The following is a 21,650-nucleotide window of genomic DNA, read 5'->3' as shown; positions in this document are numbered from 1 at the left end:
TTCCGGATGGACGACGGGTTCCACAAGCACCGTAAGCGCATCCGTACCGGCCTCGATCTGGAGGGGCTCGCGGCGATCGGTCTGTGGGCTGTGGCTGGGTCGTGGGCGTCGGATGACCTCACCGACGGATGGGTCCCTGATGACGTTGTCGACTACCTCGCCCCGGGCCTCCGTGAGGCCCTGACCCCGAGGTTGGAGCGGTCTGGTCTGTGGGAGCGCGTCACGCGTGACGGCGAGGAGGGATGGCGGTTTCACCAGTGGACCGATCATCAACCGTCCAGGGAGCAGGTTCTCAAGGAGCGCGCTGCGGCGGCGGCCCGGCAGCAGCGGGCGCGGGATCGAGCGAAGGCGAAAACGCAGAATCAGGGCGAAAACACCCAAGCGGGGGGTGCGTCACGGCGTGACGCTGACGTGACTCACGCCGACAGTCACACCGATGTCGCACCCGCAGTCACGGTCCCCCCGACCCGACCCGACCCGACCGAACTTCCTACGGAAGTTCCTTCTTCTCCGCCGCCGGCGACCACAGCCGAGCCGAAGACCACCAAGCCGTCGAAGCGGACCGCGGCCAAAGCCACCACAGCCGAAGCGCTGTTCCCGACCGCACCCGGCACGGACGTCGCTGTCCCGGACAAGGTCACCGCCCGGGACGTCACCGCCGCGTGGATCGACGCCATCACCGACGCAGGCGGCGACCCACCCACCAGCGGGGCCATCGGGAAATTCTCCCGCGACGCCAAGCGGCTCATCGAGAAGGAGAACGTTCCGCCCGAGAAGCTGATTGAGGCGGCGAAGGAGATGGCTGTTGGCGGCTGGGTGAGCCTCGATATGCAACTCCATCGGCTTTCGGCGCAGCGGGTTCAGTCGGATCGGGTGTGGCAGGGCCGCCAATCCGGTGGTCTGGCGGGCAGCAACCCCTCCCGGTCCCCTGCCGATGCCCGCATGTCCGACGCGGTGGCGCTCGCCGCGAAGTACGCCGAACTTGATCGAGGTGCGGCATGAACCGGTCCGAAGTCGCCATCCTTCTCGGCTTGGCCGCTACCAGGGACTACCGCCACATCGGTGACACCGATGTGCTGGCCTGGCACCAGGACCTGGAAGACATCGAGTTCGAGGACGCCAAGCTCGCGGTGTCGCTGTACTACCGGGAGAACACCGATCGGATCATGCCCGCCCACGTGCGTCGGATCGTCAGGCAGATCCGGACCGACCAGCGGCGGGTGACCGGGCAACACGAGGTTCGAGCCTTGCCAGGCCGGTTCGAGACCGACGACATGGACCGGCAGATCCGAAACGAGCGTGGTGGTGCGGCGGCCCGCGAGGCACTGGCGATGGTGATCAAGCACCTGGCCCAGCGGTCCGGCCAGACCGCGCCGCTCGACCAGTTGCGTGAGATCACCCCCGGCCCGGCGTGGCCGACCGGCGACGAGGTTGAGGGCGAGGTTCTTCCGTGACCGCCACCATTGAGACCCCGGCGGCGGGGCAGGACGACCGGACCCCGCCGCACGATCTTGAGGCGGAACAGGCGCTCCTCGGGGCGATGCTCCTGTCACAGGATGCGATCGACGCCGTCGGCCAGATGATCAAATCAGGCGACTTCTACTTTCCCCGCCACGGAACCATCTTCGACTCGATCATCAACCTGTACGGGAAGGGCGGCACACCGGACACCGTGACCGTGGCGCACGCGTTGCGCGAGTCCGGTGACCTGATCCGGGTCGGCGGTGCCCCGTACCTACACACCCTGATTGCCGGGGTTCCGAGTGCAGCGAACGTTGGCCACTACGCCAAGATCATGGCGGAGTGCTCGACCCAGCGGAAGATGATCGAAGCCGGAATCCGGATCACCCAACTCGGATACAGCGCCACCCGTGTGCCGGGGAAGACCCTCGGCGACATGGTCGACCTCGCCCAGCAGACGGTGTACGACATCACCGGCCGTCAGGGCAACGACGATTTCGCCTCGCTGGCGGAGATGCTGCAACCGACGCTGGACGACATTGAAGCCGCTGGCAGCAAGGACGCGTTGCAGACCGGGGTGCCGACCGGGTTCATTGACCTAGACCGGTTGCTGAATGGGTTCCACCCTGGTCAGCTCATCATTGTCGCCGGCAGGCCCGGACTCGGAAAATCGACGGCCGCTCTCGACTTCGCCCGGAACGCTGCGATCCGGGCGAAGCAAACGGTCGGGATCTTCTCTCTCGAAATGTCCAAGGTCGAGATCATCACCCGGTTGTTGTCCGCCGAATCACGGGTGCCGCTCCATGTACTCCGCAACGGGCAGCTCTCCGACGACGACTGGACGAAGCTGGCCCGGTGCATGGGCGACATCGCCGAGGCGCCGCTGTTCGTGGACGACACCGCCGCGACGTCGCTGATGGAGATCCGGTCGAAGGCCCGCCGGTTGAAGCAGCGCCACGACCTGCGAATGATCGTCGTGGACTACCTCCAACTCGTGTCGTCGCCGCAGCGGACCGAGTCCCGGCAGCAGGAGGTTTCCGACCTGTCTCGTGGGTTGAAGCTTCTTGCGAAGGAGGTGGGCTGTCCGGTCATCGCGGTCTGCCAGTTGAACCGCGGCCCCGAGCAGCGGGCTGATAAGCGCCCACAACTGAGCGATCTTCGCGAGTCGGGCAGTCTCGAACAGGACGCTGACGTGGTGATCCTGCTCCACCGGGACGACTACTACGACAAGGAATCCGCTCGCGCCGGTGAAGCGGATTTCATAGTGGCTAAGCACAGGAACGGGCCTACCGACACGGTGACCGTGGCTGCTCAGTTGCACCTGGCCCGGTTCGCTGATTTGGCGATCGTGTGATGGACGTGTGCGAGGTGTGGGCGGCCCGGGACTTCCTTTCCTGGGTCCGGTCGCCGTCCGGCACCCCGGTTGAGCTACCGGAACCGTGCGGGCACCCCAACCAGCAGTGCCCATCGGCGGAGTGGACCTACGCGGTCACGGACGCCGGCCGGACCCTGCACCTTGTGGCCGGTGAGGTCCGGTACGGGGTCCGCGCCCTGTGCGGGCAGATCGTGCACCGCCAGGCCAGCCCTCTTGACCACCTCGCCGGCGGGCGGGTCTGCGTCCGCTGCGACTCCCGTACGACACCCACTGGAGGAACCAATGCCTGACCAGCCCACCGACTTGCCGCCCGTGGCCGAACACCGGGTTGTTGCCGCCCTACGCGTGCTCGACTGGCCCGACGACCGCGGCGAGCAGTACGCCGAGGACGCGGCGCTCATGCCGGCCGAGGCGTACTACCGGCTCGCCGAAGACGCCATCCGGGCCGCCGACCTCGCCATGTCCCCTGACCCGGACGAGGTTGAACCGACCGACGTGGGTGGGGCGAACGCCCGCGCCCGCGAGCTGTCCCGTGGGTTGGTGCGCGTCAACCGGGAGAACGTCCGGCTCCAGGCGGAGTTGAACCGGGTCACCGCCGACCGGGACAACCTTCGCGAACAGCTTGGCCTGGACTTGCCGCCGGAGGAGTGGGAAGCCCACGCCGACAAGCTCGGTGCCGCGTACGAGGGGGCCGCGCCCGCCATCGGCACCTTCGTGGGCTGGTTGGCGTACCGGCGGGAGAACGAACGCCAGAACGCGAAGCTGGCCCGGGTGTCGCGGGAGCGGGCGGTAGAGGCGTACCGGGCGCTGGCCGAGGGCACCGGTGCCGTTATCGACGCCGCGCACCTCACTCGCCAGCGTGAGTTCTCGGAGCGGACCTTCGGCCCCGGTTCTCGTACCCATGGGGTACTTGATCACATTCGCAAGGAGTTGCGCGAGATCGAGGCCGACCCCGAAGACCTCGGCGAGTGGGTCGACGTCGTCATCCTCGCCCTCGACGGGGCGTGGCGAGCGGGCCACGGGGAACAGGCGATCATCGACGCGATCATCGCGAAGCAGATCCGTAACGAGGGACGGACGTGGCCGGACTGGCGCACCGCCGAACCGGGCCGGGCGATCGAACACGACCGCAGCGCCGACCCGGAACCGGCCCACGACGCGAGCCACCAGGCGGCATGGGCTGTGCTCGGCGCCGACGGGGCCACCGGTAGTCCGGCGCCCGCCGATGTCGCCGTCCGGGGCGTCCGGGTCACCAGGCCGACGGAGCGGCAGGCGGGCGACCCGGACCGGCCGATCCGGCTCACCGTCGCTGACGTCGCGTACGCCGACCTGAACACCGCCGAGGCGCAACAGATCGCGCGGGCGCTCGACGGGACGGGTGCTCTGTGAGCGTGACAGAGGAGTACGCCGAGATCCTGCGCAGCGCCGCCCGGCTGATGACCGAACGGGCGCAGGCCGCGAACACCGACGAAGCCCGCCGCCCGTACGGCGACAACACCATCCCGCCGGTCCCGAAGGACGAGTGGGGCGGGTTGGTGAACAACTACCTCGGCGGGCCGATGGGCGCCCACTGTGCGGCTTGGCACCCGGCCGCCGCTACGACTGTCGCCGAACTGCTTGAGGAAGAGGCGGATCGAATCGAGGACACCGAGTACCGGGTGGACGCGGACTGGATCGAGCGGAACTACCGGGCGGTGCTGTGGGTCGCCCGCGCCTATCTCTATGGGTCGCCAAACCGAAAGGAACCCACCACATGATCGTCATTGTCACCCACGCGTTCGGTAGTACCGGCGTCTGCTGGTACCACCCGGACACCGACCTCGAAATCATCGGCGGAGTCGAGCCGGAGGTTTCCGCGTCTCAAAACGGGGTTCGGGTCTACAGCTACCTGCACCAGACGCCCGCCGACCTGCTCGCCACCGCGCAAGCGGTCTACGAAACGCTGGCCGTCGACCCGGCCGCCGACCTGCGTGCGCTCGCTACCCACGTCCGCTCCGACACCGGTCGCGGGTACGAGCCGGCGTGGCTGATCTGGTCGGACGAACGCAACGCCTGGTGGGGACCGGACGGGCACCGGTACGTCCATCACGTCAGCGTTGCTGGCCGGTTCACCCGCAAGGAGGCCACCCGCCGGTCGCGGATCCGCACCTGGCAGGCCGGAGAGCGCCCGCCAGAGGTACTGGTCCCTGCCCCACCGTATGGGCTGACCGGTGAGCCGCTGACCCGGTGGGTGGAGGAACGCAAAGCGGAGGGCACGGCGAAGGCCATCAAGGACCGGGTCACGACCGAACAGATCATGGGCATCCTTCAGTGGGTTACCAACGACGCGGCCGGGCGGAAGATCGTATGAACCGCCAGCCCCGCGCCGTGCAGCAGCGCAAGGCCCTCGGCCGCCGCATCCGCGCCCACCGCCTCGCCCTCGGCTTCACATCCCGGGACGTGGCCGCCCAGGTCGGCACCAGCCACAGCCGGATGACCGGAATCGAGACGGTCAACCAAGACGTACTCAGCGGCACCCTCATCGACGTAGCCGAGGTAGTCGGGCTGCATGTGGCCTTGGTCGGCGACCACCACCTGCCGCTGCTGGAGCTGACCGCCGCCGAGGTGCGGGAGTTGGTCGTCGCAGCCGCGCTCTGGGCCGATCAGTCCGACGACACCACCCTGCACGACGCCCTGGCCAAGCTCACCTCGAAGGAGTCCGCGTGACCATCACCCGCACCCGTGTCCGGACCGCACCCGACACGACAACGACCGACCTGCCGACCACCATGTGCCGCTGCCCGTACGGCAGGCCGACCCTCATTGCCCGGTGGGAGTCCGAGCACCTGGTGAGCGTCCGCCGCCGGCACTGGTACCACTGCGGTCTGCCGCAGGAACTGGTCAACATCCCGGAGTGGCTGGCGGGTGGGCGATGAGCACGCAACTCTCGCTGATGGGCGAGCCCGGCGTCCGCACCGAGCGGACGGAGTACCGCGTCATCGCCTCGGCACTCACTTACGAACCCGTCGCCTGCCAACTGCACGAAAACTGCACCTGCCGCTGCTCCCGCGTCGTCGCCCCGGCGGTGGCAACGGGCGACGGCGGGGTCTGGGCCACCACCGCCACCCGCGATCAAGCCGAATTGATCGCAGCGCGGCTGTACGCCCCAGCGCTCATCGAGACCCACACCATCGTCACCTACACCACCAACTGGACTCGCTCATGAGCAACGACCCGTCCGCCGTCGCCCGCACCCGGCCCGGTTACGCCACCTACGCGAACACCCCGTCCGGTGACCCGACCTGGCCATCGGAGGCAACACGTGAGGCCGCACGTCGGGTCGGGATCCGGATTGCCGAGCGAACCGCACCCGTACCGAACCTCAACCTCGGCGAACCCGACCTGGACTGGCCGCCGCCGCGTACCTATGCGGAGGTGCGGGCGGAGGACACCGCGCAGGTGTGCCCCCGCTGCGGCTCCCCGCAGTGGGTGTCCGTCTCGCTTGACGGCGGCTGGACCTGCAAGGCGCAGTGCGTTCCCTGCGGCGCGTACCACCCTGGCGCGATCGGCCTGGGGTGGAGGTCACTTCAGGGCACCGGCCCCGAATTCGGAACGGTGGACGCCTCGCAGGAGGCGCCGGCCGACAGCGGGAGCGCGGCCCACGTTGCGTCGACACGCGTGGCCCTGGAGCCGCGCCCCGTTACGACCGGCCCCGAGGCCATCCTTTCCCGCCGCTGGTGGCACCGACTCGCCTGGCGGACGCGGTGACCAGATTCGAACTGCTCTGGCTCGGCGGAGCGATATGGGTTGGCCTCGGACTCGCCCACAACCACCTCTGGCTGAAGCTGCTCGGCCTCGCCGCGTGGGGCGCCGCTGCCTGGTTGCAAGACCGAAACCGCCGCACAAACCCGGAGGAGTAGCCATGACCACCGCACCCGACCTGTCGAGCCTGTCCGACTTCGGCCGGCAAACCTACACGGCCATCGATACCGCACTTCGGACCGAGGTCGGCCGCCGGCTCCCCGACGACCTGACCGCCGACACCGCCCACCGGGCCGCGTGGATCGCCGTCGAAGCCGCCGTTCAGACACTCCGGACCGTCCGTGACCAGCAGCACAGCAAAGACCTCCGGACCATGCTGGCCGAAGACCTGGCCGATGTGTTCCACGACGACGAGGGCCTGAACGCCGGCATGCAGTTCTGGCTGCGGGTTGCGGGACGGTTGGTTGACCCGAACTCCCCGCTGGTGCGTAAGGCGGTCGAGCAGGAGCAGTGCCCGGTGGCCTGCCGCACGAATGACTCGCACCCCCACGACCCAGCCATCACACGCATCAACGGCGAACCCCGGTGCCCGTCCTGCGCCGACACCATCGACCCGTCCGGCACCCAGCGGGAGATGCTGTGAGCGCCCCTGAGGACCCCAAGGCCGGTCTCGCCCTGTTCGCCCCGCACCCTCCCGGTGAACGTTGCCGTACCTGTGCTGTGATGCGCGGCGCTGCTCGCCGCTGGCCCGCCGGCACCCCCGTCCTCCATGGGGAGGCGCGCAAACCGGGCCGGATCGGCACCTACAAGGCGCCGGCCCTGCCGGTGTCACCGCACCAACTGCGCCCGGTCGACGACGCCACCGTTGCCCAGGTGGTCGCCAACCAGCACGGGATGGTCACCCTGTTCGTGGAGTGGGACGAGGGCGGAGCGAACTGGGTATGCCCAGCCTCGCTGGAGACCCCCACCCCGGTGCAACCTCGGGTGTCAGCGTGATGATCGAGGTGTACCGGAAGCGGCCTATCGAGGCCGAGCCGTGCAGACGGGTCGGGCCGTGAACGACCTGGACTGGTGGTTTCGGCACGCCGCCGTCGTTGCGCGGGCACGCCGCCGGTTCCGCCGTGAGCACCACCGCCGTCTCCGGGCGATGGGCCGGTGGCTGCGGTGAGCCCCGTGTCCCCGCACCGGTTGAGCGCCCGGGGCGGGCTCGGCAACAGGGTCCGCACGCGGTGCAAGGTGTGCCCTGAGGTGATCATGCACGGCGACCCGGCAGTGTGGAACCACAACCCGACCGGCCTGGTCCACCCCGACTGCACCACCAACCCTCCGGAAAACCCGGCACCGGAAGAGGACGGACCAGTCAATGGATGACAGCGCCCGCCGGAAGCTGTTCGCCGCGCTGCGCCGGGCCCGTTGGACGGTGACCGAGGCCGGCTCCGGACATTGGAAGATCCACAACCCTGATGGTCGGTTGGTCGCGACTGCGCACAACTCGTCATCGGACTGGCGCGGCCCCCGGAACCTGCTCCGTGACCTCCGGGCAGGCGGGTTCGAGTGGCCCCGACCGAAGAAAACCAAACGCAAGGCCGCTCACACGGAGTGACCAAAGTGCGATTCGCCCACCGGCGGGACACCAAACAAGATGCGAACCATGTGACTGTTTGCGGGGAAAAGGACCGAAACTGTGAGTGACACCCTCGACCAGATCGACGCCGCCATCAACAACCTCTGCGCCTGCGGCTGCGGTCGGCCCCTCTCACCGGACGGTGAGTCCGCGTACTTCCGCAGCGCCAACTGCCAGGCCCGGTGGCACAACGCCCAAGCCCACAACCCTCGCGAGGTCTACACCAGCGAAGACCCCGACTACCAGTACCCGGACGGGCCGGCCCGGTGGCGCCCCGACCTGGTTACCGCCGCCGATGACACCGGCCTGACCCCGCTCGGGTCGCAAACGTGGTACACCGGCCGGTTCCAAGCGCAGATCTTCGAACACGACGGCACCGACGCGTGGCACCTGCGCCTCAACGACGGCCACCGGTACGTCGGCACCGACCTAGCCGATGTCGGCGGCCGGCAGGATCCGGTCACAGACGAGCTGGTCACCCGCATCGGGGAGGTGTGGCGCCGCCTGGAGCGGGAGCTGACCAACCGGGATCACACGGTCGCCGATGACCGTCTCCCCCTGACCAGCCTTGACCTCTCTAACCTCTTCCCCGGCATGTCACTGGTTGCGTCCCAAGCCATCTGGGTGCCCGCCCCAGTCCTGGTGGAGGGCTACCCGTGGAGGCGGTTGTGTATGAGCTGCAACCGGCACGGGGCACCCCAGTACGGGCTACGTCTCGGCACCGAGCTCAGGGTGCGGGTTGAGGCAGCCCAGGAGTGCCCGCACTGCGGCACCGAATACCCAGGGCCGGTGTTGCGGCCAGCCGCCGAGCGGGAACCGGAGTGGGACTCCTGGCGGCTGTCGCTGACCGCCACTAACAACGGGCACCGGTACGGCCATCGCCAGCTCCTTTCGATGCGACACCTCACCGCCGTGGTCGACCCGGCGGCACTGATCCAGTACGAGTGGGACCGGATGGAGCTCGAACTGCTGCGGCAGATCCCGGGGGCAGAGCCGCAGCCCCGGCCACCGGCGCGGGTGTGGCGCGAGACTTCCACCGGGCGGGTCTGGGTTGGCCCGGTCGACGGCGACGTCACGGACCCGACCAGGTACACCGAACTCGGCCACGTCGCCGAGGACGGTCTGCGGTTCAACGAGCCCGAGCCCCCGCCGGGGTTTCACTCCATGTCCGTGGTTCGGGCGCGGCAGATCAGGTTCGAACGCCAGGCCCTCCCCGCACCGGACATGTCCAGCCTCAGGGTCTCGCTTGCTGAACTCGGCCGGCGTGTCCACGAAGCGATCCTGGGAGGCATGGCGCCCCTTGTTCCGGTGGCCGAACAACTTCGGGCCGCCATGGACCGCTTCCACACCGGGCAGCAGGCCGAGCCGACCCGGTTCGAGGGCGGGCTGACCGACGACCAACGCCGGGCGTTGGGCGCCCGCCGCAACCGCAACACTGGGCCGCCCCCGGCCCCACTCGACTCCCGCAGGAGGGGACACCGATGAACCAGACGATCGCGACGCTGGCCGACGGGTGGCTTGCCCCCGCCGACACCCCGCTACCGGTCACGTACGACGCCCCCCTGAACCAGCGGTTCAAGCTGGCCGGCTACCTCGAATGGGACCCACTGGACAAGTCTCTGCTGCGCTACCAAGACGACCGGCTGCTGCATGTCCCGTGGACAGTGATGGACCCGGGGTGGAGTGCCCAGAACTGGCGTCCCCTCACCGGCCCGTTCCGGATGGTGGTTCACGCTGCTGTCGGCCCCGCCCGCAGTGTCCGCCTCGTACTGCCCCGCATCGAGTTCGACAACGCGCGCGAGGCCCACTTGTACGTGGATGACGCCGGTGTCTGGGCGTACCGGTACTACTGGGAACAGGACGAACGCCGGTGAACACCTACCAGCATCAGCCTCCGCTGCCGCCGGTGTCAGCGACGATCACCCTTCGGTACGCCGATGGCTCCGAAGTGGCAATGCAGCTCCACGAGGGCGGCGTGTTCGACGTTGAGGTGGAGCATGGTGCGGATCTGGACGAGGTCAGCGTGTTTCGGTTCGGGGACGAAGACCTGTATCGGTGGTACCCGTCTCCGGACCGCCGGGTCAAGATCACGTTAGATGTGTTGTACCGCCGCTTCCGCACCGACGGCCCCTACTACACGCTCACCTACCAACCGGCACCATCTACCGAGACGTCCCCGCCCGTTTTGGAGCAGCCACCCGCCGGGGAGCCGCAGTGATCGGATGGGTGGGGTTGGTCGTTGCGCTCGCTTCCCTTGCGATCGCCCTCCGGGCAGCGCACTGGGCGCGGATCACGGTCCAAGCCCGGCGGCAGGAGGCTGCGGCACGGGAAGGGATCGAGGCGGCGAACGCCCGCATCAGGAAGGCGAACGCCCGCCTTCAACAACTCCGAGGACGGCACCATGCATAGCCAGTCCGGGCATCCTCTCGGTGACCCGACGGGGATCCCCGTCCACATCGACTCCGCTGTGCCGGCCGGCGCCGCCGTCCTCGACATCAGCGACGACGACCACATCACCGGCATCCGGGTCGGCAGCGGCGGTTTCGACTTCACCGACGAACAGGTGGCGCAGATCAGGGCGCACTACGCGGCCATGGACCGGCGGGCCGCCCGGCTCCTCCACTGGTGGTCCTTGCAGCAGTTCGGCGCCGCTGCCCTCAACCCGAGGTCCACCATCCACGTCGCCGGGGACCTGACGTGACCTACTACGACGAAGACGACTACCCGCGAACGTGGGACACCATCGGGTTGCGTGGGGGGCTTTTCGACTCTCTCCCACCCGACCTGACTCCGACTGGCCGCCGCCGCGACCGGTGCTGGCGGGTCACCGGCGCCATGTCGCCTCGCGGTTCCTTCGTGTGCACGCGCCTTGCCGAGCACACGGGTCGGCACGCGGCAGGCGACGGCATCCGTATCAGGGCGGTGTGGCCGTGATCGGCGGCAACAGGGAGGGCGGTACCACGGATCGCCGCCGCCAACGCTGGGTCCATGCGCCCTGGCAGCAATGGAAACCGGTACTCCGCTCCGTGTTCCACCGTGAGCCCCAGCGGGAGATGGAGTTCCGGCCCCTGCTCCGCTGGCGGGCACGACGCGGTCTGTGCCGAGTGGGCCTGCACTTCCTTGTCTGGTCGATGCAGGTCGACGAATACCGGTGCGCTTGCGGCCAGCAGTTTCTTCGGGATGAACAGATTCGGAAGGCAACACCATGACCGAACCACGAATCACCTGGTTGCTCGCACAGATCGATCGAGACGAACGGAAGGCCCTGGCCGCATCCGGTGGAACCGTGGTCGGCGAAGCCGGCTACTGGCGCCCATCTCCGGCTGGCGACGAGTGGGAGGCCCTTCGGGACGTCAACGGTGACGAGGAACTGCTTGTCGCCCTCCGCCCCGATCTGCCCCGCCCGCCGGACGTGTTGGGCGGGCACTGGGGTGTCGTCGTCACGTACTACCCCGACGACAACTACGCCGGCGCACCGTCACCCATACCGGCGTTTGAGCACGCCGCCAACCAGGACCCGCGGCGCACGCTTTCGGAGGTGGCCTTCAAGCGGGAGATCATCGCCAAGTACGAGGGAGCGCTGCAAGCGGTGCAACAGCACCCCAACGACGACCTTCACCGGGTTGCCGCCGCCGTGCTGTCCCGGGTTGTGACAGCACTGGCCCCGGTCTACTCGGCCCGAACCGGGTATACCGAGCATTGGGGAGAGCAGTGACCGAGCCTCGGATCGTTTGGCTACTGGCACAGGTCGACAAGGATGAGCGGGTCGCCCGCCGGATCCTGCGACACCACCGCGAGAGCTACGCCGGCAATGACCCCGAAGACTGGGTAGCGGAGCGGGTCGTGAACAACGAATCGCCGCCGCATATCGACTACCACCGGGTTCGGACCGACCGCCCTCCGTACACAGCCCAACACGTCGTGAGGACGGAAGACTTCGCGGAGTTCGATGCGGAACACATCGCCCGGTTTGCCAGCCCCAAACGGGTACTGGCCGAAGTCGACGCCCGACGGAAGCGCATCAGCCTCGCTCTGGCCATGCTTGAGGGACCACCCGAGGTGTCCGATGGACCGGAAGCGCGAATGGCTTACAAGATCGACGCGATGCGGGCCGAGGCGCTACTCAAGCTGGATGCGCGGCCGTACGCCGGCCGTGCCGGGTACGCCGAACACTGGGGCCAGCCGTGAGCGCAACCATGATCCGACTTCACTGGGCGGCCACCGTCGCCGACGTCGACCACTGGACACCCGAGCACGTCGACCAGGCCGACGCGGACACCACCACCGACGGCTACGACGACTGGGTACACGACCAGCTCGCAGCCGCCATGCACGCCGCCGGCAACCAGTTCATCGCCGAGCACCCCGACCTGTTCAGGGGTGGGTTGACGTGACCACACTGGCCGACGGCCTGCTGCACCTGTTGAAGACGGAACCGACGCTCCTGCCGCCGGCACCGAAGGCTGGGAACCTCGCCGCGGCCATCGAGTACCGCCGCTACGGCGAGGTACACGACTGCCTGCGGTGCCCCGAACCCGCTGGAGTCGCCTACATTGCCCACACCAAGATCGGGAACCGGTGGCTCGACCTCTGCTGGGCATGCAACCACTGGCTCCAGTCCAACCTGACACCACCTGACGACTGGGGGCCAACCACGTGAAGTCCTTGGCCGCAGTGTTCTGGGCGATCTTCGGGCTGGCAGTCTGGTCACACCACGCCGGTGACCCCACTGTGGTCAACGGGATCATCGGCGCCGGCTTCGGCGCGATCCTGTTCACCGGCCTGGCCTGGGTCGACCGGGACTGACACAAAGATCCGGCGGCCGGGCACCACCCCGACCGCCGGCAACGACCCACCCTCACCCCCAAGGTGCGGAAGATCACCGCAAGCGTAGCCCCACCAGCGCGGACGGAGATCACCCGCATGAACACCACCCCGAATGACCCGTACTGCGCCACCGGCGACCGGTGCCGGTCGTACGACAACATCGACAAGCATCCCGGATGGGTTGATGGTTGCCCCCTCTGCGACCCGTGCCTAGCCGCCGCCGTCCGCGACGTCCGCACCCTCGTCTACGACTACCTCGACCTGGAGCAGTTGCAGACCCCGGTCCTGTCGCAGGCAATCAGCAGCCAACCGCGCGGCAAGGCCGCCCCACCGATGCCACTCCGCGGCGAACCCGAAGCGTTGCAGCGGGAAATCCACTACGTCACCACCCTCTGGGCCAACGAGCTGCGCCTACAGGGCAGGCTGACCCCACCGGCGCGGACGATCATCATCGGGGCGTGGCACACCACCGTGTCGAACCCGCCACCGCCGGCGCGGGTCCTTCACGGCGGTGCAGTCCAACGCGCCGTCAACCTGCTCGCCCCGCACCTCGGCACCCTCGCCCGCCTCGAACCCCGCACCGTGTTCCCGTCCGGTGTGGAAGACAACCCAACCGACATGGCCGGCTGGGAAGCCGTCCACCACCTCCAACGGCTCCGGGCCCGCGCCCGCGGCATGCTCGGCTGGACCCAACGTTCCCACTGGGTTCCCGGCGACTGCTGGACCTGCGACGGCCGCGACAACGACCCCAAGGACGGGCCCCTGTACCGGTCCGAACCCCGCCACCGCCCGGACACCGGCCACCCGCACGAGGACGACGACTCCGACCGCATCTGGTGCGACCGGTGCTCCCAGTGGCGCAACTGGGACGACTACCAGGTGTACCTGACCACCCTCCGGTGGCCGCAGTACAACGACACCCCGGACCCCGAGGACGCCGACCGGTGAACGCCTTCGACCGGCTCATCAACCCGGCGTGGCCCAACCCCACCGACGGGCCCGCCCAACGGGCACGGGCGATCGCCCGCATGTACCGCACCCACCTCCGCGCCCAGAACACCCGGCTCTGCGACCAAGCCGACGAGGTTGCCGCCGAGTTCGGTGAGACCTGGATGTTGGAGCGGGAACAGCTCGTCGAGCCGGAACAGGAAGTCACCACGGCGGAGGCCGCCGAGCTCGTCCACGTCCAACCGCACACCATCCGGCAGTGGGCGACCGCGAAACACCCTGAAGACCAGTCGAAAACCCTGCTCCCCCGGTTCGGGCGACGCGGAAAGGAAACCCTCTACCTGGCCGGCGCCGTCCTCGAAGCAGCCCTCGCCGTACGACGCGCCCAACAAAAACGGACCCAGTCCTTGCACTAACACGTGTGATCGTGATACAGATTGGCGCGAGCACCCGTGTCTCAAAAGCCAGCCGTAGACCCAGTCGCGGCTGGCTTTTGCTGTGTCCGACGGGGGTTTGGCATGGCAAACCGGATGCGCCGCGCCCGCACCATCGCCGCCTGGGTTCTCCTCATCGGATCCGTCATCGGCTGGCCCGTCAGCGCCGCCACGGTCTTCGCCGACGAACCCCAAGGCATCCTCGGCCTGAGCTGGCTCGCGATCATCCTGACCGCCACCGACCTCCTCACCTCATCCCAGGTCGCGGAGGACCAGTCGAACGACGGGTAGGTGATCCGGGTGGCCGACGTGCACGTCATGCCGGTCGGCGACCTCGTCGCCCACGACCGAGACGCCGCCTGCGTTTGCGGGCCCACCACCGAACCTGTTCCCACCTCAGACGGGCGGATCGGCTGGGTGATCGTGCACCACTCCCTCGACGGCCGCGAGCACGGCGACCGCCGCCCCACCTGCCCAACCTGCGTCGGCCCCGTCGACCGGATGCAACGCGCGTTCGGGGTCGTCGCCCCCTACCCGTGCGGCCACTGGCTCACCCCCGACCAGGCGCAGGCCATCGCCGACCAGCACCGCGCCACCCGCAGCGTCCCGTAACCCACCGGGAGGCACCCCGTGCACCGCCCCAGCAACCACCCGGACACCGGATCCGGGTGGTCAACCCTCCTCGCCTACCTGAAGGGGCTCGCCCTCATGCCCCTCCTCGTCTACCGAACGGAGCAACACATGGCCACCGCAGCCGAGCAGATCAACGAGCTGTCCACCAAGCTCGACGACCTCATCGCAGACGTCCGCGCCGCTCTCGCCACCCTCACCGAGGAGCGCGAGAACCTGACCGAGACCGGGCAGGCGGCCCTCGACTCCCTGAACGCCAAGGTCGCCGCGTTCGACGCCGAGATCGGCGACGCCGACGGCAGCGAGAACCCCCCGGTCGAGCCCCCGGCCTGACCACGCACCACACCCCCACACTTCCGGCCCGAGCAACCCTCCAGGGCTCGGGCCGGGACAACGCGCTGTGGAGCAGCCCGGTAGCTCGTCTGGCTCATAACCAGAAGGCCGCAGGTTCGAATCCTGCCAGCGCAACCATTTGGCACCTTGCGGGACCGAGAGGAGTTCTCTCGGTCCCGCTTTTTTTGTGTCCCCAACTTGATCTTGGTAGCCGTGCAGGTACACCGAGACCCGCCAACGTAGGAACCAGCCAACATGCCCGCATCCCGCGCCCAACGAGCCGCGACCGCTGAACGCCGCCGCAAGGCGATCGACATGCAGTTGGCCGGGGCCACGTACGACCAGATCGCCGACGAACTCGGATACGCCGACCGGGCCGCCGCCCACAAGGACATCACCCGGGCGATGGAAACCGCCGTGGTCGAGCTACGGGAGTCGGTGGAGGTCCGCCGGCACCGGGAGCTGCAACGCCTCGACTTGATGTGGGCTGAGGCGTGGGCGGTCCTGAAGCGGGACCACGTGGTGGTCAGCCACGGGAAGCTGATCTACGACGAGCGTGAGGGCAACGAGGGCAAGCCGCTCCTCGACGACGGGCCCAAGTTGCAGGCCGTCGTGACCCTCCTCAAGATCCAGGAACGTCGGGCGAAGTACGAGGGTCTGGACGCCCCCACGCGAGTGGAGGCGATCACCATTGACAGTCTCGATGCTGAAATCGCTCGGCTCACCGCCGAGCTTGAAGCAACTGAAGCTGGTCAAACTGCGGGAGGTGCGTCGGCTTAAGGCCGCGCGCGAGGAGCAGGGCCGGGCGGAGGCCCGACGGAAACGTGAGCTGAACCGGGCTCGGTGGCCGTCCCCGTTGGACATGGCCGCCGAGCTGGACCCGTACTACGTGGACGAGGACGGGGAGCCGCACGGCGTAGTCCGTACCCCCGCCCTTGAGCTGATCAACTCCGCGTTGGTGGATCTCGCGGACGGTCGGGAGAACCGGCTGTCGGCGATGATGGCCCCGCAAGAGGGCAAGTCGACCACGGTCTCCTACTGGTTCCCCTTGTGGTTGCTCACCTGCGTCAACCCCGACCTGCGCATCCTGATCGTTTCCTACTCGGATGAGATGGCCCGCCGTTGGGGCGGCGACATCAAAAACGCCCTGGAGCAGTGGTCCGGGGACGAGGGCACCTACGACCTCGGCCTGAGGTTGCGGAAGGACTCCCGGGCGGCCGGCCGGTGGAACATCGCCGGCCACAAGGGGTCGATCTACTGTGCCGGCGTAAACGGATCGATCACCGGTAAGCCCGGTGACGTGATCATCGTGGATGACCCGATCCGGAACATGATCGACGCCCAGTCGGAGAAAATCCGCGAAAAAGCGATGTCCACCTACCAGTCGGTGCTGGTGCCCCGGATGGGCCCGAAGGCCCGGGTCGCGTGGATCCAAACGTGCTGGCACGAAGACGAGCCGATCCGCCGCATCTTGGCCAACGAGGGCGACAAGGCTTCTGGCGGCCGGTGGCGGGTCATCTCCATCCCGGCCGTGGCCGAGTCCGACGACGACATCCTTGGCCGTAAACGCGGTGAGGGCATGGTTTCGGCCCGGGGTGACCGGGACTGGAAGCAGATCGCGAAGACGGTCGGCCCGTACGTGTTCGCCGCCCTGTACCAGCAGCGGCCGGCACCCGCTGAGGGCAACCTGTTCAAGCGGTTGTGGTGGCGGTACTGGTCACCCGGTGTCGACGGGTACCTGCACCTCGGCTCCCGGGTGGTCGCCCTTGAGGACTGCTGGCGGTTCGCGACCGTCGACCTCGCCGCGTCTACGAAGGCGTCGGCGGACTGGACCGTCATCTCCGTGTGGGCGCGTACCCCTGACCGGGACCTGGTCCTGCTGGACCGGGTGCGGGCGCACATCTCGGAAAACGACCACTTCACCCACGCCCAACCTTTGGTGCAGCGGTGGAAGCTCGACACCCTGTTCGTGGAGCGCAGCCAGTACGGCATGACCCTGGTCCGGGAGGCGGCGAACGCCGGGGTGTCGATCACCCCCCTGGACACCGAAACCGACAAGCTGTCCCGGGCGCTTCCCGCATCCGCGTGGGCCGCCGCCGGCCGGGTCTGGTTGCCCGCCGGGGCGTGGTGGACAGCGGTTTGGGTCAACGAACACGCCGCGTTCCCGAACAGCAAGAACGACGACCAGGTGGACACCTTTTCGTACGCGGTCCGGGTTTCGGTCACCCGCGCCGGCCCAACGCCTAAGGGCCCGCCACCGCCACCGGACCCCGCCGGGGTTGTCGACTGGAACACCGTGCCGATGTAGAGGTCGGGGGGTGGGCATGACCGCCCCCATCAAACCACCGCTGCACCCGCTCGGTGTGGTCAACGAACACCAGTACGGCACCCTCGTCGCCGACGTGTACGAACACGTCCCCGACCTGCTGTACCCGAACAGCGTCGAGATCTACTCGATGATGCGCCGGGACCCCCGCCTGGCCGCGGTCCTGGCCGGGTACACGCTGCAACTCCGGCGTGCGCAATGGCAGCTCGACGGGACCGGTTGCCGGCCCGAGGTTGTCCAGTTGGTCGCCGACGGGCTCGGGCTGCACGTCAAAGGGCAGGACACCGAAACTGGCGCGTTCCGGCGCGGCGTGTCGTGGAACGAGCACCTTCGGGCCGCCCTGAACTGCCTGACGTTCGGGCACGCGGGGTTCGAGCTCGTTGCAGATGTGTCGTCGGGCGTGGCTCGGCTCGTAACCCTGGCCGAACGGTTGCCGCAGTCGATCAGCGCGATCCACGCCGACCCACGCACCGGCGCCCTGCTCGGAGTCGACCAGATCTTGACCAGCCAGCAACGGTCGCCGCAGATCCCGGCGGACCGGTTGGCGTGGTACTGCCACGAGCGGGAGGGTTCCGCGTGGCAGGGTGTGTCCCTGCTTCGGCCCGCCTACGCCCCATGGCTGATCAAGCGGGAAATGCAGCGCGTCCACGCGATCAGCAACCGCCGCTGGGGTGCCGGCGTGCCGGTCATGGAAGCCCTGCCTGGCACGGTGCCGACACCGGAGCAGATGCGTCAGGCGCAGGAAATGGCGTCAGCCGCACGCGCGGGGGACACGGCGGGGGCGGCAGCACCACCGGGGTTCACGCTCCGGATCGCCGGCCTGTCTGGTGCGGTGCCGGACACTCTCGCGTTCCTCGACTGGCTCAACCGGGAGATGTCCGCAGGCGCCCTGATGCAACACCTCGACCTCGGTCAAGGCGGCAACGGCGGATCCCGGGCGCTCGGCACCGCGTTCATCGACTCCTGGACCCTGGCGTTGGAGACGATCGGCGAGCAGATCGCCGACACCGCCACCAGGCAGATCGCGGCCCGGATCGTCGACTGGAACTGGGGCCAAGACGAACCAGTGCCGGTTGTCACCGTCGCGGGTGTCGGGTCACGCCGTGAGGTGACCGCCGAGTCGCTGGACCTGCTGCTGTCGTCGGGTGCCCTGTCCGCTGATCCGGCTCTTGAGGCGTGGGTTCGGCGCGAGTACCGGCTTCCGGAGCGCACCGAGCCACCCCCGGCCCCGACCCCACCAGCTCCCGAGCCCGACGACAACTCCCCTGAGCCCGAGCCCGAGCCGGATCCTCCCGCCTCGCCCCCGGCGCCCGCCGTTGTAGCCCGCCGGGCGTCGCGCCGGCCCCGTAAGCAGCCGCCACCGGAACAACTCACCCTTCCGATCCCCGCCGCTGCTGGAACAGGAGGCGGTGACCATGGCTGATGTCAGCGTGCCGGCCCCGCCTGCGCTTCGGCGTATCCCCCGGGTGGAACTCGTTCACGCGGGCACGTGGCCGGTCTCGACCGGGGTGTGGACCGCCACGACGCAGGACCTGCATGCGGCGGTCGCCGCCCTGGCGTGCCCTGCGGTCCGCCGCCCCGGCATCAAGATCGGCCACAGCGACACGCGGTTCACCGACCCCACCGCCGACGGGGACCCGCTCCTCGGGTACGTCGACAACCTCACGGTCACCGACGACGGGCTCACCCTCGTCGGCGACTTCGCCGGGATGCCCGCCTGGCTGGCAGGTGCAGCAGGCGATGAAGGTTCGGTGATCGCCTCCGCGTACCCGGACCGGTCCATTGAGGGCGTCTACGACTTTGTCTGCCAGATCGGGCACACCCACCCGTTCGTGCTGACCGCTGTGGCGCTCCTCGGTGTGACCCCACCGGGTGTCGGCACCCTCCAATCCCTTCAGGACATCGCCGCCCTGTACGGGGTTGCCGCGTCCGCACCGCAGTCCGGGGTGCGGATCCGGGCCACGGTCCGGGCCGAGCCGGTGAAGGCCGCAGCGGCGGCGCACACCGGGGCAATGATCGCCCTGCTCCCCACCGCAGATGATGCGGCCCGGCTCGCCGTTGACGACGGCGAACCCGTTGGGGAGCTGCACACCACCCTCATGTTCTTGGGCAAGGGCGACGCGTGGGGCGACACCGCGCGGGCCGAGGTCATCGCCGCGGCCACGCAGATCGCCGCCAACCTCCCAGCGTTCACCGTTGACGGGTTCGCACCGTCGGTGTTCAACCCCGGAGGCCCCGAACCCTGCCTGGTCCTACTCGTCGGCGGGCCGGGCCTTCAAGAGGCCCACGACGCCGCGATCGGCGCCGTCACGTCGGACGGGGTGCCGGAGCAACGGGCCCCATGGGTCCCGCACATCACCCTCACCTACAGCGGTGACCTCGACACCCTGCCCGACCTGGTCGACCGGACGGGCCCCGTCGCGTTCGACCGCATCCGGGTGGCGTTCGGCGGCGACCACACCGACATCCCCCTCACCACCGCAACAACCACCGAAGCCGCTGCCGGCGGAAGGAGCACCATGCCCAACCCGCACCCAACGCAGGTCGCGGCCGGCGTCACCGTGGAGGACGTCCGCCGCCAGTATTACGACGACGCCCCGTGGTCGTACTGGATCGTCGAGTTCCACCTGGACCCGCTGCAAATGATCGTCGTGGACGACAACAGCGGGAAGCGGTACCGGGTGCCGGTGGAGGTCACCGGCGAGGACACCTTCACCTTCGGTGACGCCGTTGAGGTCCTGACCCGGTACGTGGACGCGACCAACGAGCAGCCGGTGGCGGCGAAGGCCGGCACGCAGTCGCTGGTGTTCGCGTCCCGGTCGGAGTCCCGCCCCGGCAAGGAGCCGAAGGCGTCGGACCCGCCCCCGCCGGTGGAGCCGGAACCGGCCCCTGAACCCACCCCTGTCCCGGAGCCGGCCCCGGCCGATCCCGCCCCCGCCCCTTCCCCGGAGCCGGAGCCCGCGCCTGAGCCGGAACCCGACCCGGACCCCGATCTCCCGGCCGCCGAGCCGGAGCCCATCACCAACCCCACATTGGAGGACCCTGTGTCCGACCTGAGCGAGTTCCGCTCGCGGCTCGGCCTCGCCGACGACGCCGACGAGACCGCTGTCCTGGCCGCGCTCGACGCGCGCTTGGCCGCCCCCGCCCCTACCCCCAACCCGACCCCGGAGCCGGTCGCGGAGCCGGCCCCGGTCGCCGCCTCGATCCCGGCGGAGTACGCCGCCGAGTTGAAGCGGGTGTCCGAGGAGTTGGCCACCATCAAGGCCCGTGAGGCGGCCACCCTCAAGGCGTCCGTCCTCGACGGTGCGGTGAAGGCCGGCAAGATCCGGCCCGCCGACCGGGACAACTGGTCCACCCGGTACGACCAGGCGTCGGACGTCATCACCGACATCCTCGCCTCCATCGCCCCCGGCACCGCCGTCCCGGTCCAGCCGGCCGGCGAGGTCGGCGACCCCGAAGCACTGCTGAGCGGGGACGACCTGTCCGACGAGGCGTTGGCCCGGATCTTCCCCCCTGACGCGTTCGCCGGAAAGGACGCCTGACATGCCCGAGTACGAGCCACTGTTCAAGCCAGGCGACGAGTTCACCATGGTCACGTCCGCCGCCGTCACCGGCGGCCAGGTCGCCATCGTCACCGGATCGTGGACGGCCGGTCCGTCCACCGCGACGACCGCCGCCGGAATCGGACACTTCGCCTACGACGCGCCCCAGGGCGCCGAGGTGAAGATCTTCGGTCGCGGACTCGTCCACGAGGTCGCCGCTTCCGGTGCCATCACCGCCGGCGCCCGGGTCGTCCCTGCTGCGGGCGGTGCGGTCGCCACCAGTTCCGGTCACGTCAACGACCTCGGGGTGGCGCTCACCACCGCCTCCGGCGGGTTCGTCACCTACATGGACATCTGACCCTCTCCTCTTCCCGCCGGTGACTGACTAGCCGGCACCACCCGCTTCACC

Annotated in this window: 34 protein-coding genes and 1 tRNA gene; all 35 read left to right on the top strand. The window is 68.9% G+C overall.

Annotated elements, in window-relative coordinates:
• Positions 1 to 6 precede the first annotated feature (6 nt).
• The 35 genes from BDK92_RS36090 (at position 7) to BDK92_RS35925 (ending at position 21,599) form a co-directional block, all read left to right on the top strand.
• Positions 7 to 1,002, top strand: coding sequence for a hypothetical protein (locus BDK92_RS36090; RefSeq protein WP_147457252.1), 996 nt, complete (start codon positions 7 to 9; stop codon positions 1,000 to 1,002).
• The gene (locus BDK92_RS36085) at positions 999 to 1,454 is read left to right on the top strand and encodes a hypothetical protein (protein ID WP_121160765.1); all 456 of its coding nucleotides are present in this window, start codon (positions 999 to 1,001) and stop codon (positions 1,452 to 1,454) included. The genes BDK92_RS36090 and BDK92_RS36085 overlap by 4 nt, the downstream gene beginning before the upstream one ends.
• Positions 1,451 to 2,815 (top strand): replicative DNA helicase, encoded by a 1,365-nt coding sequence (gene dnaB, locus BDK92_RS36080; protein WP_246017424.1) that lies wholly within the window; start codon positions 1,451 to 1,453, stop codon positions 2,813 to 2,815. The genes BDK92_RS36085 and dnaB overlap by 4 nt, the downstream gene beginning before the upstream one ends.
• Positions 2,815 to 3,126, top strand: coding sequence for a hypothetical protein (locus BDK92_RS36075; protein WP_147457251.1), 312 nt, complete (start codon positions 2,815 to 2,817; stop codon positions 3,124 to 3,126). The genes dnaB and BDK92_RS36075 overlap by 1 nt, the downstream gene beginning before the upstream one ends.
• Positions 3,119 to 4,225 carry a dATP/dGTP pyrophosphohydrolase domain-containing protein gene (locus BDK92_RS39925; protein WP_211349488.1) on the top strand — a complete coding sequence of 369 codons (1,107 nt, stop codon included), beginning with the start codon at positions 3,119 to 3,121 and terminating at the stop codon, positions 4,223 to 4,225. The genes BDK92_RS36075 and BDK92_RS39925 overlap by 8 nt, the downstream gene beginning before the upstream one ends.
• Positions 4,222 to 4,593, top strand: coding sequence for a hypothetical protein (locus tag BDK92_RS36065; protein WP_147457250.1), 372 nt, complete (start codon positions 4,222 to 4,224; stop codon positions 4,591 to 4,593). The genes BDK92_RS39925 and BDK92_RS36065 overlap by 4 nt, the downstream gene beginning before the upstream one ends.
• Complete coding sequence (locus BDK92_RS36060; protein WP_121160762.1) at positions 4,590 to 5,186, top strand: hypothetical protein; 597 nt, start codon at positions 4,590 to 4,592, stop codon at positions 5,184 to 5,186. Before BDK92_RS36065 ends, BDK92_RS36060 begins: the two co-directional genes overlap by 4 nt.
• Positions 5,183 to 5,542 (top strand): helix-turn-helix domain-containing protein, encoded by a 360-nt coding sequence (locus tag BDK92_RS36055; RefSeq protein ID WP_121160761.1) that lies wholly within the window; start codon positions 5,183 to 5,185, stop codon positions 5,540 to 5,542. The genes BDK92_RS36060 and BDK92_RS36055 overlap by 4 nt, the downstream gene beginning before the upstream one ends.
• Entirely contained in the window at positions 5,539 to 5,751 is a 213-nt protein-coding gene (locus BDK92_RS36050) for a hypothetical protein (RefSeq protein ID WP_121160760.1), read from the top strand. Before BDK92_RS36055 ends, BDK92_RS36050 begins: the two co-directional genes overlap by 4 nt.
• A complete protein-coding gene (locus BDK92_RS36045; RefSeq protein WP_121160759.1) occupies positions 5,748 to 6,041 on the top strand; it encodes a hypothetical protein in 294 nt (97 codons plus the stop codon). Before BDK92_RS36050 ends, BDK92_RS36045 begins: the two co-directional genes overlap by 4 nt.
• Positions 6,038 to 6,583, top strand: coding sequence for an ADP-ribosylation factor GTPase-activating family protein (locus tag BDK92_RS36040; protein WP_121160758.1), 546 nt, complete (start codon positions 6,038 to 6,040; stop codon positions 6,581 to 6,583). Before BDK92_RS36045 ends, BDK92_RS36040 begins: the two co-directional genes overlap by 4 nt.
• Entirely contained in the window at positions 6,580 to 6,735 is a 156-nt protein-coding gene (locus BDK92_RS38680; RefSeq protein WP_170208816.1) for a hypothetical protein, read from the top strand. Before BDK92_RS36040 ends, BDK92_RS38680 begins: the two co-directional genes overlap by 4 nt.
• A gap of 2 nt (positions 6,736 to 6,737) precedes the next feature.
• Complete coding sequence (locus BDK92_RS36035; protein WP_121160757.1) at positions 6,738 to 7,220, top strand: hypothetical protein; 483 nt, start codon at positions 6,738 to 6,740, stop codon at positions 7,218 to 7,220.
• Entirely contained in the window at positions 7,217 to 7,573 is a 357-nt protein-coding gene (locus BDK92_RS36030; protein ID WP_147457248.1) for a hypothetical protein, read from the top strand. The genes BDK92_RS36035 and BDK92_RS36030 overlap by 4 nt, the downstream gene beginning before the upstream one ends.
• A gap of 367 nt (positions 7,574 to 7,940) precedes the next feature.
• Positions 7,941 to 8,180, top strand: coding sequence for a hypothetical protein (locus BDK92_RS36025; protein ID WP_121160755.1), 240 nt, complete (start codon positions 7,941 to 7,943; stop codon positions 8,178 to 8,180).
• Between the two features lie 81 nt (positions 8,181 to 8,261).
• Entirely contained in the window at positions 8,262 to 9,686 is a 1,425-nt protein-coding gene (locus tag BDK92_RS36020; RefSeq protein WP_121160754.1) for a hypothetical protein, read from the top strand.
• A complete protein-coding gene (locus tag BDK92_RS36015) occupies positions 9,683 to 10,075 on the top strand; it encodes a hypothetical protein (RefSeq protein ID WP_121160753.1) in 393 nt (130 codons plus the stop codon). Before BDK92_RS36020 ends, BDK92_RS36015 begins: the two co-directional genes overlap by 4 nt.
• Positions 10,072 to 10,419, top strand: coding sequence for a hypothetical protein (locus BDK92_RS36010; RefSeq protein WP_121160752.1), 348 nt, complete (start codon positions 10,072 to 10,074; stop codon positions 10,417 to 10,419). Before BDK92_RS36015 ends, BDK92_RS36010 begins: the two co-directional genes overlap by 4 nt.
• A gap of 183 nt (positions 10,420 to 10,602) precedes the next feature.
• Entirely contained in the window at positions 10,603 to 10,902 is a 300-nt protein-coding gene (locus tag BDK92_RS36005; RefSeq protein ID WP_147457247.1) for a hypothetical protein, read from the top strand.
• A 504-nt stretch (positions 10,903 to 11,406) separates the two neighbouring features.
• Positions 11,407 to 11,916, top strand: a complete 510-nt coding sequence (locus BDK92_RS35995) for a DUF6221 family protein (protein ID WP_121160749.1) — start codon at positions 11,407 to 11,409, stop codon at positions 11,914 to 11,916.
• Complete coding sequence (locus BDK92_RS35990; RefSeq protein ID WP_121160748.1) at positions 11,913 to 12,389, top strand: DUF6221 family protein; 477 nt, start codon at positions 11,913 to 11,915, stop codon at positions 12,387 to 12,389. Before BDK92_RS35995 ends, BDK92_RS35990 begins: the two co-directional genes overlap by 4 nt.
• A gap of 8 nt (positions 12,390 to 12,397) precedes the next feature.
• The gene (locus tag BDK92_RS35985; protein ID WP_121160747.1) at positions 12,398 to 12,595 is read left to right on the top strand and encodes a hypothetical protein; all 198 of its coding nucleotides are present in this window, start codon (positions 12,398 to 12,400) and stop codon (positions 12,593 to 12,595) included.
• Complete coding sequence (locus tag BDK92_RS35980; protein ID WP_121160746.1) at positions 12,592 to 12,861, top strand: hypothetical protein; 270 nt, start codon at positions 12,592 to 12,594, stop codon at positions 12,859 to 12,861. Before BDK92_RS35985 ends, BDK92_RS35980 begins: the two co-directional genes overlap by 4 nt.
• A 5-nt stretch (positions 12,862 to 12,866) precedes the next feature.
• Positions 12,867 to 13,007 (top strand): hypothetical protein, encoded by a 141-nt coding sequence (locus BDK92_RS39470; RefSeq protein ID WP_170208815.1) that lies wholly within the window; start codon positions 12,867 to 12,869, stop codon positions 13,005 to 13,007.
• Positions 13,008 to 13,124: 117 nt separating this feature from the next.
• Positions 13,125 to 13,976 carry a hypothetical protein gene (locus BDK92_RS35975; RefSeq protein WP_147457246.1) on the top strand — a complete coding sequence of 284 codons (852 nt, stop codon included), beginning with the start codon at positions 13,125 to 13,127 and terminating at the stop codon, positions 13,974 to 13,976.
• Complete coding sequence (locus BDK92_RS35970) at positions 13,973 to 14,392, top strand: hypothetical protein (RefSeq protein ID WP_121160744.1); 420 nt, start codon at positions 13,973 to 13,975, stop codon at positions 14,390 to 14,392. The genes BDK92_RS35975 and BDK92_RS35970 overlap by 4 nt, the downstream gene beginning before the upstream one ends.
• A 102-nt stretch (positions 14,393 to 14,494) precedes the next feature.
• A complete protein-coding gene (locus tag BDK92_RS35965) occupies positions 14,495 to 14,701 on the top strand; it encodes a hypothetical protein (protein ID WP_211349487.1) in 207 nt (68 codons plus the stop codon).
• 9 nt (positions 14,702 to 14,710) lie between these two features.
• Positions 14,711 to 15,022, top strand: a complete 312-nt coding sequence (locus BDK92_RS35960; RefSeq protein ID WP_147457245.1) for a hypothetical protein — start codon at positions 14,711 to 14,713, stop codon at positions 15,020 to 15,022.
• Positions 15,023 to 15,151: 129 nt separating this feature from the next.
• Positions 15,152 to 15,373 (top strand): hypothetical protein, encoded by a 222-nt coding sequence (locus BDK92_RS35955; protein ID WP_147457244.1) that lies wholly within the window; start codon positions 15,152 to 15,154, stop codon positions 15,371 to 15,373.
• A 61-nt stretch (positions 15,374 to 15,434) separates the two neighbouring features.
• A tRNA-Met gene (locus BDK92_RS35950) sits at positions 15,435 to 15,511 on the top strand.
• Between the two features lie 117 nt (positions 15,512 to 15,628).
• Positions 15,629 to 16,153 (top strand): hypothetical protein, encoded by a 525-nt coding sequence (locus tag BDK92_RS35945; protein WP_121160740.1) that lies wholly within the window; start codon positions 15,629 to 15,631, stop codon positions 16,151 to 16,153.
• Positions 16,140 to 17,681 carry a phage terminase large subunit gene (gene terL / locus BDK92_RS35940; protein WP_170208814.1) on the top strand — a complete coding sequence of 514 codons (1,542 nt, stop codon included), beginning with the start codon at positions 16,140 to 16,142 and terminating at the stop codon, positions 17,679 to 17,681. The genes BDK92_RS35945 and terL overlap by 14 nt, the downstream gene beginning before the upstream one ends.
• 16 nt (positions 17,682 to 17,697) lie before the next feature.
• The gene (locus BDK92_RS35935) at positions 17,698 to 19,122 is read left to right on the top strand and encodes a phage portal protein family protein (RefSeq protein WP_121160738.1); all 1,425 of its coding nucleotides are present in this window, start codon (positions 17,698 to 17,700) and stop codon (positions 19,120 to 19,122) included.
• Positions 19,115 to 21,241, top strand: coding sequence for a 2'-5' RNA ligase family protein (locus BDK92_RS39465; RefSeq protein ID WP_170208813.1), 2,127 nt, complete (start codon positions 19,115 to 19,117; stop codon positions 21,239 to 21,241). Before BDK92_RS35935 ends, BDK92_RS39465 begins: the two co-directional genes overlap by 8 nt.
• A gap of 1 nt (position 21,242) precedes the next feature.
• Positions 21,243 to 21,599, top strand: a complete 357-nt coding sequence (locus BDK92_RS35925) for a capsid cement protein (RefSeq protein ID WP_121160737.1) — start codon at positions 21,243 to 21,245, stop codon at positions 21,597 to 21,599.
• Positions 21,600 to 21,650 lie beyond the last annotated feature (51 nt).

Source organism: Micromonospora pisi, assembly GCF_003633685.1.
Lineage (GTDB): Bacteria > Actinomycetota > Actinomycetes > Mycobacteriales > Micromonosporaceae > Micromonospora_G > Micromonospora_G pisi.
This window is presented reverse-complemented; position numbering and strand designations above follow the sequence as displayed.